This is a genomic window from Streptomyces sp. NPDC046727 (assembly GCF_040645635.1).
Classification (GTDB): Bacteria; Actinomycetota; Actinomycetes; order Streptomycetales; family Streptomycetaceae; genus Streptomyces.
The window spans coordinates 75346-88471 of record NZ_JBEYYR010000001.1 but is presented as its reverse complement, the minus strand read 5'-3'; the positions used below and the strand labels follow the sequence as shown (position 1 = coordinate 88471).

The 13126-nt window shown below is 72.6% G+C and carries 11 protein-coding genes; 7 read left to right on the top strand and 4 right to left on the bottom strand.

The genetic code is table 11. From position 1 onward, the window contains the following. Positions 1-50: 50 nt before the first annotated feature. On the bottom strand, positions 51-1451 hold the full coding sequence (locus tag ABZ937_RS00445; RefSeq protein ID WP_361684091.1) for an MFS transporter: 1401 nt from the start codon (positions 1449-1451) through the stop codon (positions 51-53). Between the two features lie 101 nt (positions 1452-1552). Between ABZ937_RS00445 and ABZ937_RS00440 the strand changes: the two genes are divergently transcribed. Continuing rightward, positions 1553-2470: a LysR family transcriptional regulator gene (locus tag ABZ937_RS00440; RefSeq protein WP_361684088.1), complete on the top strand. Its 918-nt coding sequence runs from the start codon at positions 1553-1555 to the stop codon at positions 2468-2470. Here the strand turns inward: ABZ937_RS00440 and ABZ937_RS00435 are convergent. Then, entirely contained in the window at positions 2467-3231 is a 765-nt protein-coding gene (locus tag ABZ937_RS00435) for a hypothetical protein (protein ID WP_361684085.1), read from the bottom strand. The two genes, ABZ937_RS00440 and ABZ937_RS00435, sit on opposite strands and share 4 nt — an antisense overlap. A 189-nt stretch (positions 3232-3420) precedes the next feature. Here ABZ937_RS00435 and ABZ937_RS00430 point away from each other — a divergent pair, with 189 nt between their 5' ends. Genes ABZ937_RS00430 through ABZ937_RS00410 form a run of 5 tightly spaced genes read left to right on the top strand, consistent with a single transcriptional unit; the run spans position 3421 to position 10535 of the window. Next, positions 3421-4941: an aldehyde dehydrogenase family protein gene (locus ABZ937_RS00430; protein ID WP_361684082.1), complete on the top strand. Its 1521-nt coding sequence runs from the start codon at positions 3421-3423 to the stop codon at positions 4939-4941. Between the two features lie 39 nt (positions 4942-4980). After that, on the top strand, positions 4981-6516 hold the full coding sequence (locus tag ABZ937_RS00425) for a GMC oxidoreductase (protein ID WP_361684079.1): 1536 nt from the start codon (positions 4981-4983) through the stop codon (positions 6514-6516). Then, positions 6513-7634 (top strand): glycine betaine/L-proline ABC transporter ATP-binding protein, encoded by a 1122-nt coding sequence (locus tag ABZ937_RS00420; RefSeq protein WP_361684076.1) that lies wholly within the window; start codon positions 6513-6515, stop codon positions 7632-7634. Before ABZ937_RS00425 ends, ABZ937_RS00420 begins: the two co-directional genes overlap by 4 nt. Further along, positions 7634-9568 (top strand): ABC transporter permease subunit, encoded by a 1935-nt coding sequence (locus ABZ937_RS00415; protein ID WP_361684073.1) that lies wholly within the window; start codon positions 7634-7636, stop codon positions 9566-9568. The genes ABZ937_RS00420 and ABZ937_RS00415 overlap by 1 nt, the downstream gene beginning before the upstream one ends. 1 nt (position 9569) lies before the next feature. Then, entirely contained in the window at positions 9570-10535 is a 966-nt protein-coding gene (locus tag ABZ937_RS00410; RefSeq protein WP_361684070.1) for an ABC transporter substrate-binding protein, read from the top strand. 13 nt (positions 10536-10548) lie between these two features. On the opposite strand, the gene ABZ937_RS00405 is transcribed toward ABZ937_RS00410, so the two are convergent. After that, the gene (locus ABZ937_RS00405; protein ID WP_361684067.1) at positions 10549-11733 is read right to left on the bottom strand and encodes a glutathionylspermidine synthase family protein; all 1185 of its coding nucleotides are present in this window, start codon (positions 11731-11733) and stop codon (positions 10549-10551) included. A 10-nt stretch (positions 11734-11743) separates the two neighbouring features. After that, entirely contained in the window at positions 11744-12163 is a 420-nt protein-coding gene (locus tag ABZ937_RS00400; RefSeq protein WP_361684064.1) for a hypothetical protein, read from the bottom strand. A 118-nt stretch (positions 12164-12281) separates the two neighbouring features. On the opposite strand from ABZ937_RS00400, the gene ABZ937_RS00395 reads away from it, so the two are divergent. Continuing rightward, the gene (locus tag ABZ937_RS00395) at positions 12282-13112 is read left to right on the top strand and encodes a hypothetical protein (protein WP_361684716.1); all 831 of its coding nucleotides are present in this window, start codon (positions 12282-12284) and stop codon (positions 13110-13112) included. Positions 13113-13126: the final 14 nt, after the last annotated feature.

The window sequence follows — 13126 nt, the reverse complement described above, 5'->3', positions numbered from 1 at the left end:
TCGGGTCGGGACCTGCCATTCTGCGGCAGGTCCGGTACCGGCCGTCATGATCAGGCCACCGGTTCCCCGGCCGTCTCCGTCGCTCCCGACGCCGCCCGGGCGGAGTTGCCGGAGCCCCGGTGGCCCGTCACGACCGCGGCCGTCGCCAGCAGGACCACCACTGCGACGGTCCGCAGCGCCGGTCCCATGCCGTCGGCGAAGTGCGCGTGGCCCGCCAGGGCCGTGCCGGCGACGGCGACACCGAGGGCCGCGCCGATCTCCCGGGCCGAGGTGCCGAGGCCGGAGCCGAGACCCGCCTGGTGCGCGGGGAGGGACACGACGACCCCCAGGGTGAGCGCCGGCATGGCGAGGCCGGTGCCCGCCGAGATCACCAGCAGCCAGCAGGCGTACAGCGGGTACGGCGTGTGCGCGTCCGCCGTGGACGCGGCCAGCAGGCCCAGGCCGATCAGCGCGAGCCCGGTGCCGACGACCGGACGCGGACGCGCCGACCAGCGGGCCGCGAACCTGGGCACCAGGGCCATGCCGACGATCAGCGGCACGATCGCCACCCCGGTCACCGCCGGCTCGAAGCCCTTGACCTCCTGCAGGTACTGCGAGTTGACGAAGAACAGCGCGAACAGGCCGAAGAAGCCGGTCGCCAGGCCCAGCGTGTTCGCGCGCAGCGCGCGGGAGCGGAAGACGCGCGGGTCGAACAGCGGGGCACGGGAGCGCAGGGCGAGAACGGTGAAGGCCGCCACCAGCACGGCGCCCGTCCCGAACGCGGTGAGGATGCGCACCGAGGTCCAGCCGTGGTCGGGGCCCTCGATGATGCCGAACAGCACGGCGACCAGGCCCGCGGTGAGCAGCAGGGTGCCGGCCGGGTCGGGGCGGGCCTGCGGGGAGCGGGCCGTGCGCGGGGTGGTCACCGCCACCACGGCGGCGAGGATGCCCGCCAGCGGCACCATCGCGGCGAACAGCGCCCGCCAGGACAGGAACTGGCCGGCCAGGCCGCCCCCCAGATTGCCGGCCAGGCCGCCCAGCCCGATGGCCAGCGTCCAGGACGCCATCGCCCGGGCGCGGTGCTCGGGTCCGGCCAGCTGCACCAGGATCGACATGGTGGCCGGCGTGATCAGCGCCGCCCCGGCGCCGGACACGCCCCGGCCCGCGATCAACTGCGCCGGACCGGAGGCGAGCGCGCTGGTCGCGGCGCCCGCGGCGAACAGGGCGAGACCGGCGAGCAGCGCGCCCTTGCGGCCGTACCGGTCGCCGAGCGCGCCCGCCGGGATCAGCAGGCCCGCGAAGGTGATGACATAGGCGTCGACCGTCCACAGGATCTCGGTGTGCGAGGGGTGCAGGCCGGACGAAGCCAGCTGCGGTATCAGCAGGTTGATGGCGGCGACCATGCTCTGCGCGACCAGGACGCAGGCGCACAGGGCGAGCAGGGTGGGGCGTTTCAGGGCGTGCGCGGGCACGGCTCCTCCCGGGGAGCTGGTGAGTGGTGTGGGATGCGCGTCCACCGTAGGCTCGGCACTGACCTGCCTTCCAGTGCAACCTTTGCAAGGAATACCTGCACATGACGCAATCCACGGGCCTGGACCTGAATCTGCTGCTCGCGCTGGACGTCCTGCTGGAGGAGCAGAGCGTGCAGGGCGCCGCCCGCCGGCTGCATCTGTCCGAGCCGGCGATGAGCCGCACCCTCGGCCGGATCCGCAAGGCGCTCGGCGATCCGGTGCTGGTCCGCGCCGGCCGCCGGATGGTGCCGACACCGCACGCGCTGGCCGTGCGCGCCGAGGTGAGCGCGGTGGTGGAGCGGGCCAGGGCGCTGTTCGCGCCGGGCCGGGACACCGATCTGCGCACGGTGACCCGCACCTTCACGATCCTCGCCGCCGACGCGATCGCCGCCACCCATGGCGCCGCCCTCTTCGCCCGCGCCGCCCGCGAGGCCCCCGGCATCGGCCTGCGCTTCCTGAGCGAGAGCCATGTGGACGCCCCGTTCCTGCGTCAGGGCACCGTCGACCTGGAGGTCGGGGTGATCGACTCGGTCGCACCCGAGGTGCATGTGGAGACGGTGTACGAGGACCGCATGCTGGGTGTCGTACGCGCCGGACACCCGCTGCTCCGGGGCGAGTTGACGCCCGAGCGGTTCGCCGGGGCGGCCGGGCACCTCATCGTCTCCCGGCGCGGCAGGCAGTACGGGCCGGTCGACGACGCCCTCGCCGGACTCGGTCTGGAACGCCGGGTCGTGGGCAGCGTCGGCACCTTTCCGGCCTCGCTGTTCGTGCTGCGCGAGACCGATCTGATCGGGCTGATCAGCCGGTGGGGCCGCCCGCTGGCCGACACCCTCGGCCTGGTCACCTTCGAGATCCCGCTCCGGCTGCCCACGATGAAGCTCGGGTACGCCTGGCATCCGCGCCACGACGCCGACCCGGCCCACGCCTGGCTGCGCGGCTGCGTACGGGAGCTGATGCTGCGGGAGGCGGACGCCGTCTAGGGCTCGCCGGTGAGTTCCTGCCGGAGTCTGGAGATGTCCACGGACTCGGTCGCGGACGGGGTGGCGGACGGGACCGGTTCGTCGTAGCCCGTGAAGGTCAGGGACTGGTCGCCGCCGGCCCTCCGCTCGGTGGCCTTGACCAGGCGGTGCGGGGCGGCCGAGGTGACGTAGAGGACCTTCTTGCGGCCGTGCTCCGTGCCGGTCAGCGGGATCACCTTCGTGCCGTCGACCTTCGTCTCCCCGCCCTTGGTCAGCCGGATGCCATGGGCGGAGTCGGCTCCGGCCTCCTTCTGGAAGGCGGCCAGGTCACAGGTGTGGGCCATGCCCCGGAGCACCATCTCCTTCGTGGAGCCGTGCAGATAGCGGTTCCTGAGGCGGTCGGCTATGGCGGCGCCCTGGCCGCCGGGCAGCTGCGCCTTCCAGAACGCGCTGTCCGGCTTCATCCACACCTGATCGCCGCGCTTGATCAGCTCGACGCTGCCGCCGCCGTCGCCCATGACCAGCTTGCCCGCGCAGTTGCCGGCCCGGTCCAGCGCCAGCTCCATGGAGGCGGGGGTGGACCGGCCGACGCTCCTGCCGCGCTCGGTGAGCTTCAGATGCACCGAGTGGGCCTTGAGCAGATTGCTCCGGGCCTCGTCCGCGAGAGCGCGCGCGCTCGGGCCGCCGTCGTCGTCGGCGTGGGCCGTGACGGGCAGGACGAGCGTGGCCAGCATCGCCGTGGCGATGCCCGCCGCCGCGCAGAGAGGTGATCTTCCGGCCATCACGCCACCTCCCGAGACCCCTCCTCACCCTACTTTTGTCCCTTTTCGACCGCATTTTCAGTGACGCGGCGCACTTTCGCCCACCGATTGCGCATGCGACGCGGAGGCCGGGGCAGGCGACGGCGGTCCCTGACTGTGACACGACTGTGACACAGGGGCATGGAACAGGAACGGAAGGCAACACCGATCATGGCGGACAGAACGGAACGACAGGCCGAGGCGACCATCCACGCGGGCGGCGCATGGCTGACGGCGATCTCCGGCGCGACCCGGGAGATCCTCGACCCCGCGGACGCCCGGCCGTTCGCCGTGGTCGCCGAGGGCGACGAGAAGGACGCGGAGCGCGCGGTGACCGCCGCCCGGCAGGCCTTCGACCACGGCCCCTGGCCCCGCACCCCGGTCGCCGAACGCGCCGCGCTGCTGCGCCGCGTCGCCGGCCTCCTCGTACGCGACCGCGAGGAACTCGGCCTGCTGGAGAGCCGGGACGCGGGCAAGACCGCCGAGGAGGGCCGCGTCGACATCGACTGCGTCGCCGACGCCTTCCGCTACTTCGCCGACCTGGTCGCCGCCGAGGCCCCGGGCCGGGTGGTGGACGCCGGCTCGCCCGACATCCACAGCGTCGTCGTCCACGAGCCGGTCGGCGTCTGCGCGCTGATCACCCCCTGGAACTACCCGCTCCTCCAGGCCAGCTGGAAGATCGCCCCGGCGCTCGCCGCCGGCAACACCTTCGTGATCAAGCCCAGCGAGATCACCCCGCTGACGACCATCGCCCTGATCGAGCTGCTGACCGAGGCCGGCCTCCCCGAGGGCGTCGCCAACATCGTCACCGGCCCCGGCCACACCGTCGGCGCCCGGCTCGCCGAGCACCCCGACGTCGACCTGGTCTCCTTCACCGGCGGCCTGGTCAGCGGCACCAAGGTCGCCCAGGCCGCCGCGCCCACCGTCAAGAAGGTCGCCCTCGAACTCGGCGGCAAGAACCCCAACGTCGTCTTCGCCGACGCCTGCGCCACCGAGGAGGGCTTCGACACCGCCGTCGACCAGGCCCTCAACGCCGCCTTCATCCACAGCGGCCAGGTCTGCTCGGCCGGCGCCCGGCTCATCGTCGAGGAGTCCGTCCGGGACCGCTTCGTCGCCGAACTCGCCCGCCGCGCCCAGCGGATCAGGCTCGGCCGCGGCACCGCGGACGGCGTCGAGTGCGGCCCGCTCGTCTCGGAGCAGCAGCGCGCCAAGGTCGAGGCGTACGTCGCCTCCGCCCTGGAGGAGGGCGCGGTGCTGCGCTGCGGCGGCAAGCGGCCCGAACCGTCCGACGTACGACCGGAGTCCGGCTACTTCTACGAGCCGACCGTCCTCGACGCCTGCCACCGCGAGATGAAGGTCGTCCGCGAGGAGGTCTTCGGCCCGGTCCTCACCGTCGAGACCTTCCGCACCGAGGAAGAGGCGGTGGCGCTGGCCAACGACACCGAGTACGGCCTCGCCGGCGCCGTCTGGAGCGCGGACACCGCGAGGGCCCGCAGGGTCGCGGCCCGGCTGCGCCACGGCACCGTCTGGATCAACGACTTCCACCCCTACCTGCCGCAGGCGGAATGGGGCGGCTTCGGCAGGAGCGGCACCGGCCGCGAGCTGGGGCCCGCCGGACTCGCCGAGTACCGCGAGACCAAGCACGTCTACGAGAACCTCGCGCCGAAGCCGGTGCGCTGGTTCGCCGGCTGAGTCCCCCTTCCTCGACGTACCCCCTGGAGTAGTACCCCCATGCCCGACACCACCCCCCACCTCTACGACTACGTCGTCATCGGCGGCGGCACCGCAGGCTCCGTCATCGCCTCCCGCCTCACCGAGAACCCCGACGTCACCGTCGCCGTCATCGAGGGCGGCCCGAGCGACGTCGGCCGCGACGACGTCCTCACCCTGCGCCGCTGGATGGGCCTGCTCGGCGGCGAACTCGACTACGACTACCCGACGGTCGAACAGCCCCGCGGCAACTCCCACATCCGGCACAGCCGCGCCCGCGTCCTCGGCGGCTGCTCCTCGCACAACACCCTCATCTCCTTCAAGCCCCTGCCGTCCGACTGGGACGAGTGGGAGGAGGCCGGCGCCAAGGGCTGGGGCGCCGTCCCCATGGAGGCCTACTTCGCCCGCCTGAAGAACAACATCGTCTCCGTCGACGAGAAGGACCGGAACGCCATCGCCCGCGACTTCGTCGACGCCGCGCAGTCGGCGCTCGGAGTACCCCGGGTCGAGGGCTTCAACCGCAAGCCGTTCAACGACGGCGTCGGCTTCTTCGACCTCGCCTACCACCCCGAGAACAACAAGCGCTCCTCCGCCTCCGTGGCGTACCTGCACCCGGTGATGGACGAGCGCCCCAACCTGACGATCCTGCTGGAGACCTGGGCGTACAAGCTGGAGCTGAACGGCACCCGCGCCGAGGGCGTCCACGTGCGCACCAAGGACGGCGAGGAGCTGCTGATCCGCGCACGCAACGAGGTCGTGCTGTGCGCCGGCGCCGTCGACTCCCCGCGCCTGCTGCTCCACTCGGGCATCGGCCCCCGCGCGGACCTGGAGGCGCTCGGCATCCCCGTCGCGCACGACCTGCCCGGCGTCGGCGAGAACCTCCTCGACCACCCCGAGTCGGTCATCGTCTGGGAGACCCACGGACCGATCCCGGAGAACTCCGCGATGGACTCCGACGCGGGCCTGTTCGTCCGCCGCGACCCCGGACACGCGGGCCCGGACCTGATGTTCCACTTCTACCAGATCCCGTTCACGGACAACCCGGAGCGCCTCGGCTACGAACGCCCGGCGTACGGCGTCTCGATGACCCCGAACATCCCCAAGCCGAAGAGCCGCGGCCGCCTCTACCTGACCAGCGCCGACCCGTCCGTGAAGCCCGCCCTGGACTTCCGCTACTTCACCGACGAGGACGACTACGACGCCCGGACCCTGGTCGACGGCATCCGCATCGCCCGCGAGATCGCCAAGGCCGAGCCGCTGGCCGGCTGGCTCAAGCGCGAGGTGGCCCCCGGCCCGGACGTCACCGGCGACGCCGAGCTGAGCGAGTACGCCCGCAAGGTCGCGCACACCGTCTACCACCCGGCCGGCACCTGCAGGATGGGCGCCCCCGACGACGAACTCGCCGTAGTGGACCCGGAGCTGAGGATCCGCGGCCTCGACGGCATCCGCATCGCCGACGCCTCCGTCTTCCCGACCATGACCGCCGTGAACCCGATGATCGGGGTGCTCATGGTCGGGGAGAAGGCCGTCGACCTGATCGGAGGTGACTTCCGATGACCCTCACCGTCCCCACCCGCAAGCCCCCCACCACGACCGAGCCCGTCTTCTCGGTGTCCGGCCTGTGGAAGGTCTTCGGACCGAAGCCGGAGCGGATCCCCGCCGACCCGGAGCTGGCCGCGCTCTCTCCCGCCGAGCTCCGCTCCCGCACCGGCTGCACCGCCGCCGTCCGGGACGTCTCCTTCGACGTCCGCAAGGGCGAGGTCTTCGTCGTCATGGGCCTCTCCGGCTCCGGCAAGTCCACCCTGGTCCGCTGCCTGACCCGGCTGATCGAGCCGACGGCGGGCACCATCGCCATCGACGGCGAGGACGTCCGCGCGATGGACCAGGCCCGCCTGCGCGAACTGCGCCGGCACCGGGCCGCGATGGTCTTCCAGCACTTCGGCCTGCTCCCGCACCGCACGGTGCTGGACAACGTCGCCTACGGCCTGGAGATCCAGGGCGTCGGCAAGTCCGAACGCCGCGAGCGCGCCGCCGAGTTCGTCGCCAAGGTCGGCCTGGAAGGCATGGAGAAGCGCCGGCCCAGCCAGCTCTCCGGCGGCCAGCGCCAGCGGGTGGGGCTCGCACGGGCGCTGGCGGTCGACCCCGAGGTGCTGCTGTTCGACGAGCCGTTCAGCGCCCTCGACCCCCTCATCCGCCGCGACATGCAGGACGAGGTGACCCGCCTGCACCGCGAAGAGGGCCGCACGATGGTCTTCATCACCCACGACCTGAGCGAGGCCCTGAAACTCGGCGACCGCATCGCCCTGATGCGCGACGGCCGCGTGGTCCAGCTGGGCACCCCCGAGGAGATCGTGGGCTCCCCGGCGGACGACTACGTCCGCGAGTTCGTGCGCGAGGTCCCGCGCGAACAGGTGATGACGGTCCGTACGGCGATGAGGACCGCGTCCGCCAAGGAGGCGGGCAGCGGTCCCGCGGTCCCGCCGGAAGCCACGGTCGCGGAGGCGATCGAGGCGGTGGCCCGCGCGGGCGCCCCGGCACGCGTGGTGGACGAGGGCAGGTGCCTGGGCGTGGTCGACCACGAGCAGCTGCTCGGCGTGGTCGCCGGCGTGGCGGCACCCGGCGAGCACCGGCGAGCGACCCCGCCCGCGCCCCGCACCAGCCCGGAGGCCGTCTGATGGCAACGCTCACCGTCTTCACCTCCCGCACGGACACCCCCCGCCTGCTCAAGAGCCGAGCCGCGGGCAAGCTCCTCCTGCTCGGCCTCCTCACCGCCGTCCTGCTGCCCCTCTTCAACCGCTGGGGCGACGGGACCTGGCCCCGAGAGCTGACGGTCCACCTCTCCAAACCCCTCACCACCGCCAGCGACTGGGTCATGGACAACCGGGACAGCCACCCCCTGTTCCTGTACTTCTTCGGCTACATCAGCAACGCGGTCGTCCTCTCCGTACGAGCCGTCTACCTCACCCTGCTCGCCGCGGGCTGGGCCGGCGTCACCGCGTTCGGCGCCCTGCTCGCCTGGCGCTTCGCCGGCCCCCGCCTCGCCGCCGGCACGGCGACCGCCTTCCTGGCCTGCGGGGCACTGGGCATGTGGGTGCCGACCATGCAGACCCTCGCCCTGATGGTGGTCGCCGTCCTGGTCTCCGTGATCGTCGGCGCGTTCCTCGGTCTCGCCGCCGGCCTCTCCGACCGCCTCGACCGCGCCCTGCGCCCGGTCCTGGACACCATGCAGGTGCTCCCGGCCTTCGCCTACCTCCTCCCCGTCGTCCTGGTCTTCGGCATCGGCGTCCCCGCGGCCGTCCTCGCCACCGTCGTGTACGCCGCCCCGCCGATGGCCCGCCTCACCGCGCTCGGCCTGCGCGGCGCCGACCCCGAAGTCCTGGAGGCCGTGGAGTCGCTCGGCGCCACCCGTCGCCAGCGGCTGCTGACCGCCCGTATCCCGCTGGCCCGCAGGGAACTCCTCCTCGGCCTCAACCAGACGATCATGATGGCGCTGTCCATGGCCGTCATCGCCGCGGTCATCGGCGCCGGCGGCCTCGGCGACCGCGTCTACCAGGCCCTCGCCTCGGTCGACGTCGGCGCGGCCCTCGCGGCCGGCATCCCGCTCGTCCTGCTCGCGGTGGTCCTGGACCGCGTCACCGCCGCCGCCGGCAACGGTGAGACACGATCCCGGACCATCGGCTGGCCGTACGCCCTGGCCGTCACCGCGGCCGTGGCCCTCGCCGTCCGTCTCCTCGGCGCGCCGGACTGGCCCGCCGGCTGGGTCCTGGGCATCGCCGAACCCGTCAACCGCGCCGTCGACTGGATGACCGGCCACCTCTACTCCGGCGTCCCGGTCGTCGGTGGTACGGCCGACTGGGCGGGCCACTTCACCACCTGGGTCCTGGACCCCGTCCGGGACGGCCTGCAGTGGCTGCCCTGGTGGTCGGTGCTGCTCGTCGTCGCCGCCCTGGCCTGGCTGATCGGCACCTGGCGCACCGCGCTGACCGCGGTCCTCGCCATGGCCGCGATCGGCGTGCTCGGCGTGTGGGAACCTTCGCTCGACACCCTCTCCCAGGTGCTGGCCGCCGTAGCCGTCACCCTCGTCCTGGGCATCGCGACCGGTATCGCCGCGGCCCGCAGCGACCGCGTCGAACGCGCCCTGCGCCCGGTCCTGGACGTCTTCCAGACCATGCCGCAGTTCGTGTACCTGATCCCGGTCGTGGCCCTCTTCGGTGTCGGCCGCGCCCCCGCCGTCGCCGCGGCCGTCGTCTACGCGCTGCCGGCCGTCGTCCGGATCACGGCGCAGGGCCTGCGCCAGGTCGACCAGGCAGCGCTGGAGTCCGCGCGCTCGCTCGGCGCGACCGGCCGCCAGCAGCTGTGGCAGGTCCAGCTCCCGCTCGCCCGGCGGTCGCTGCTGCTCGCCGTCAACCAGGGCGTGGTCCTGGTCCTCGCCGTCGTCATCATCGGCGGTCTGGTCGGCGGCGGCGCCCTCGGCTACGACGTCGCCTTCGGCCTCGCCCAGGGCGACCTGGCGACGGGCCTGGTGGCCGGTGCCGCCATCGTCTGCCTGGGCCTGATGCTCGACCGGGTGACCCAGCCGACCGAACGCCGCGCGAAGAAGGGAGCGTGACATGCGCATCCGTACGACCCTCACGGTGGCCGCCGGAGCGTCCGCGCTCGCACTGCTGACCGGCTGCGGCGCCGCCGACATGACCAAGCAGGCCAGCCCGTTCGCGAACGCCCAGGGCGCGAAGACGGTCACCCTGTCCGTGCAGTCCTGGGTGGGCGCGCAGGGCAACGTGGCCGTGGCCCAGTACATCCTGGAGCACAAGCTCGGCTACCGCGTCGACACCGTCCAGGTCGACGAGGTGCCCGCCTGGGACGCGCTCAGCCAGGGCCGGGTCGACGCCCTCCTGGAGGACTGGGGCCACCCGGACCAGGAGAAGCGGTACGTCACCGACAAGAAGACGATCGCGCGGGGCGGCGACCTCGGGGTGACCGGCCACATCGGCTGGTACGTCCCCACCTACCTGGCGAAACAGCACCCGGACATCACGGACTGGAGGAACCTCAACAAGTACGCCTCCCTCTTCCGCACCGCGGAGAGCGGCGGCAAGGGCCAGCTGATGGACGGCTCCCCGTCCTACGTCACCAACGACAAGGCCCTGGTGAACAACCTGAAACTGAACTACCAGGTCGTCTTCGCCGGCTCCGAGGCCGCGCAGATCACCCAGATCAGGCAGTTCGCCAAGGAGAAGAAGCCCTTCCTCACGTACTGGTACGCACCCCAGTGGCTGTTCGAGAAGGTGCCCATGACGGAGGTGAAGCTGCCCCCGTACAAGGACGGCTGCGACGCCGACCCGGCGAAGATCACCTGCTCCTACCCGCACACCCCGCTGCAGAAGTACCTCAACGCCGACTTCGCGAAGGGCGGCGGCGAGGCGGCGGCCTTCCTGAAGAAGTTCAAGTGGACGACGAAGGACCAGAACGAGGTCTCCCTGATGATCGCCGACCAGAAGCTGACCCCCCAGGAGGCGGCGAAGAAGTGGGTGGACAGCCACCCCACCGTGTGGAAGGAGTGGCTCGACGCCCGCTGACCACGCGGTGACCCTAGAGGATCACATGCGGCAGAAAGCGCGCGTACTCGTCCGTGATCAGGCCCGTCGACTCGCGCAGGCCGAGGCCGGCCGACTCGTCGCGGACGACCCAGGCGCCGAGGACGACGTGGTTGCCGTCGAAGGCGGGCAGCGGGGCCAGCTGCTGGTAGCAGCAGGGCTCGTCGCGGAGGGCGGGCGGGGAACCGGGCTCGTGCACGGTGACGCCCGCGCCCTCCCGGCCGAGGAGGGGCTTGGCGACGTAGCCGGTCGTCCCGGCCAGTTCGCGCGGGCCGTCCAGGTAGGCGGGGAGGAGGTTGGGGTGGCCGGGGTACAGCTCCCACAGGATCGCCAGCAGGGCCTTGTTGCTCAGGAGCATCTTCCAGGCCGGCTCGATCCACAGGGTGCTGCCGGTGCCGCCGCCGTTGTCGAGCGTGTCCAGGACGTGCCCGCCGAAGGCGTCGGTGGTGAGCCACTCCCAGGGGTAGAGCTTGAAGATGCCGCGGATGAAGCGGAGCTGGTTGTCGACGAAGCGGCCGGAGAGGGTGTCCCAGCCGATCTCCTCCATGGCGAGCCAGTCGGTGGCGAGGCCGGCCTGCTCGGCGGTCTCCTTCAGGTAGGCGACCGTCATCAGGTCCTCGCCGAGTTCGTCGGCCGCGGAGTGCGCGAAGTGCAGCGGGCTGCCCGGAGGCAGCAGGGCCGCCTGCTCCCGCCAGGCGTCGACCAGGCGTTCGTGCAGGGAGTTCCACTGGTCGGCGCCGGGGAAACGATCCCGCATCCAGAACCACTGCGGGGAGGCGGCCTCGACCAGGGAGGTGGGGGTGTCGGCGTTGTACTCCAGGAGCTTCGCCGGTCCCGTGCCGTCGTAGCGGAGGTCGAAACGGCCGTAGACGGACGGCAGTTCGGCACGGCGCTGCCAGGCCTCGGTGACCGCGGCGGCCACCCGCGGGTCGGTGATGCCGAGGTCGGCGAGACGGTCCTTGGCCACGATGTGCTCGGCCGCCGCGAGGCACATGCGGTGCAGTTCCTCGACGACCTCCTCCAGCGCCTCGACCTCCTCCAGCGAGAAGACGTAGTAGGCGCTCTCGTCCCAGTACGGGCGCAGGGAGCCGTCGGGGTGGCGGGTGAGGGGGTAGATCAGTCCCTGTTCCTCGACGGTCTGCTGCCAGCCGGGGCGGGGTGTGGTCGTACGGCGTTCCATGGTCGGTCCGTCAGCCGCCGGAGCTGCCGTGGCCGCCGCCGAAGCCGCCGCGGTGGACCCCGCTGTGGCTCCCGCTGTGGTTGTCGTCGTCGTACGAGCCGCCGCTGCCCGAGCCGCCGCTGGACCTGGTGAAGGAACCGCCGTCGACCCAGCCGTCGTCCTCGTCGCCGTCGTAGTACCAGGCGGCGTCGGTCGTCTTCTTGAGGGTCTTCTTCTTGCCCGTCTTCCTGACGGACGTCTTCACGGATCCGGAGCCGGTCTTGCAGTTCTGGTCGGAGACGACCTTGTAGCCCTTGGTGACGTTGTAGCTGTCGCGGTCGACGCAGCGCTTGTCCGGCTCGGACGAGCAGGCGGCGAGCGCGGCGGCCAGCAGGCCCATGCCGCCGAGGACGACGGTGCCGGAGCGGAGCTGTCGGCGTGTCTGCGCCATGGTGGTGTCTCCCCCGTCGGATGTGATGTTCGGCGGTCAGCCTAGAAGCAGGTGTGAGTGACCGCGCAGGGGCCCCCGCGATCTCCCGCTCGCCTAGAGTCGCTTCGTGCTTTTTGGAATGGTGTGCGCCCTCGGCGCGGCGGTTTGCTTCGGTACGGCGACGGTGTTGCAGGCGGTGGCCGCGCGGGCGGCGGGTGCGGAAGAGGGCGGCGGCGGGGACGCGGCGCTGCTGCTGCGGGCGCTGCGGCAGTGGCGGTACCTCGCCGGTCTGGCGCTGGACGGGCTGGGCTTCCTGTTGCAGATCGCGGCCCTGCGGTCCGTGCCGATCTACGCGGTGGGCGCCGCGCTGGCGGCGAGCCTCGCGGTGACGGCGGTGGTGGCGGCGCGGCTGCTGGGGGTCCGGCTGAACGGCCTGGAGTGGACCGCCGTGGGGGTGGTGTGCGCGGGGCTCGCCATGCTGGGGCTGGCCTCGGGCACCGAGGGCGAGCGGAGCGGGCCGGACTGGCTGCCGTACGCGATGGTGGCGGTGGCGGTCGGCGTGCTGCTGCTCGGCGGGGCGGGCGGGCGCCTGTCCGGCCGGTCCCGGGCGCTGCTGCTGGGGCTCGGCGCCGGGTTCGGGTTCGGGGTGGTGGAGGTGTCGGTACGGCTCGTCGACTCGCTGCGGCCCGCGGACCTGCTGGCCAACCCGGCGGCGTACGCCCTGCTGCTGGGCGGCGGCGCCGCGTTCCTGCTGCTCACCTCGGCCCTGCAGCGCGGCTCGGTGACGACGGCCACGGCCGGCATAGTGATCGGCGAGACGATCGGCCCGGCGGCAGTGGGCGTGGTGTGGCTGGGCGACCGGACCCGGGAGGGCCTCGCCTGGCTGGCGGCCCTGGGCTTCGCGGTCGCGGTGGCGGGAGCCCTGGCACTGGCGCGGTTCGGGGAGGCGCCGGCGGCCGAGGAGGAATGACGGCGAGCCCCGGC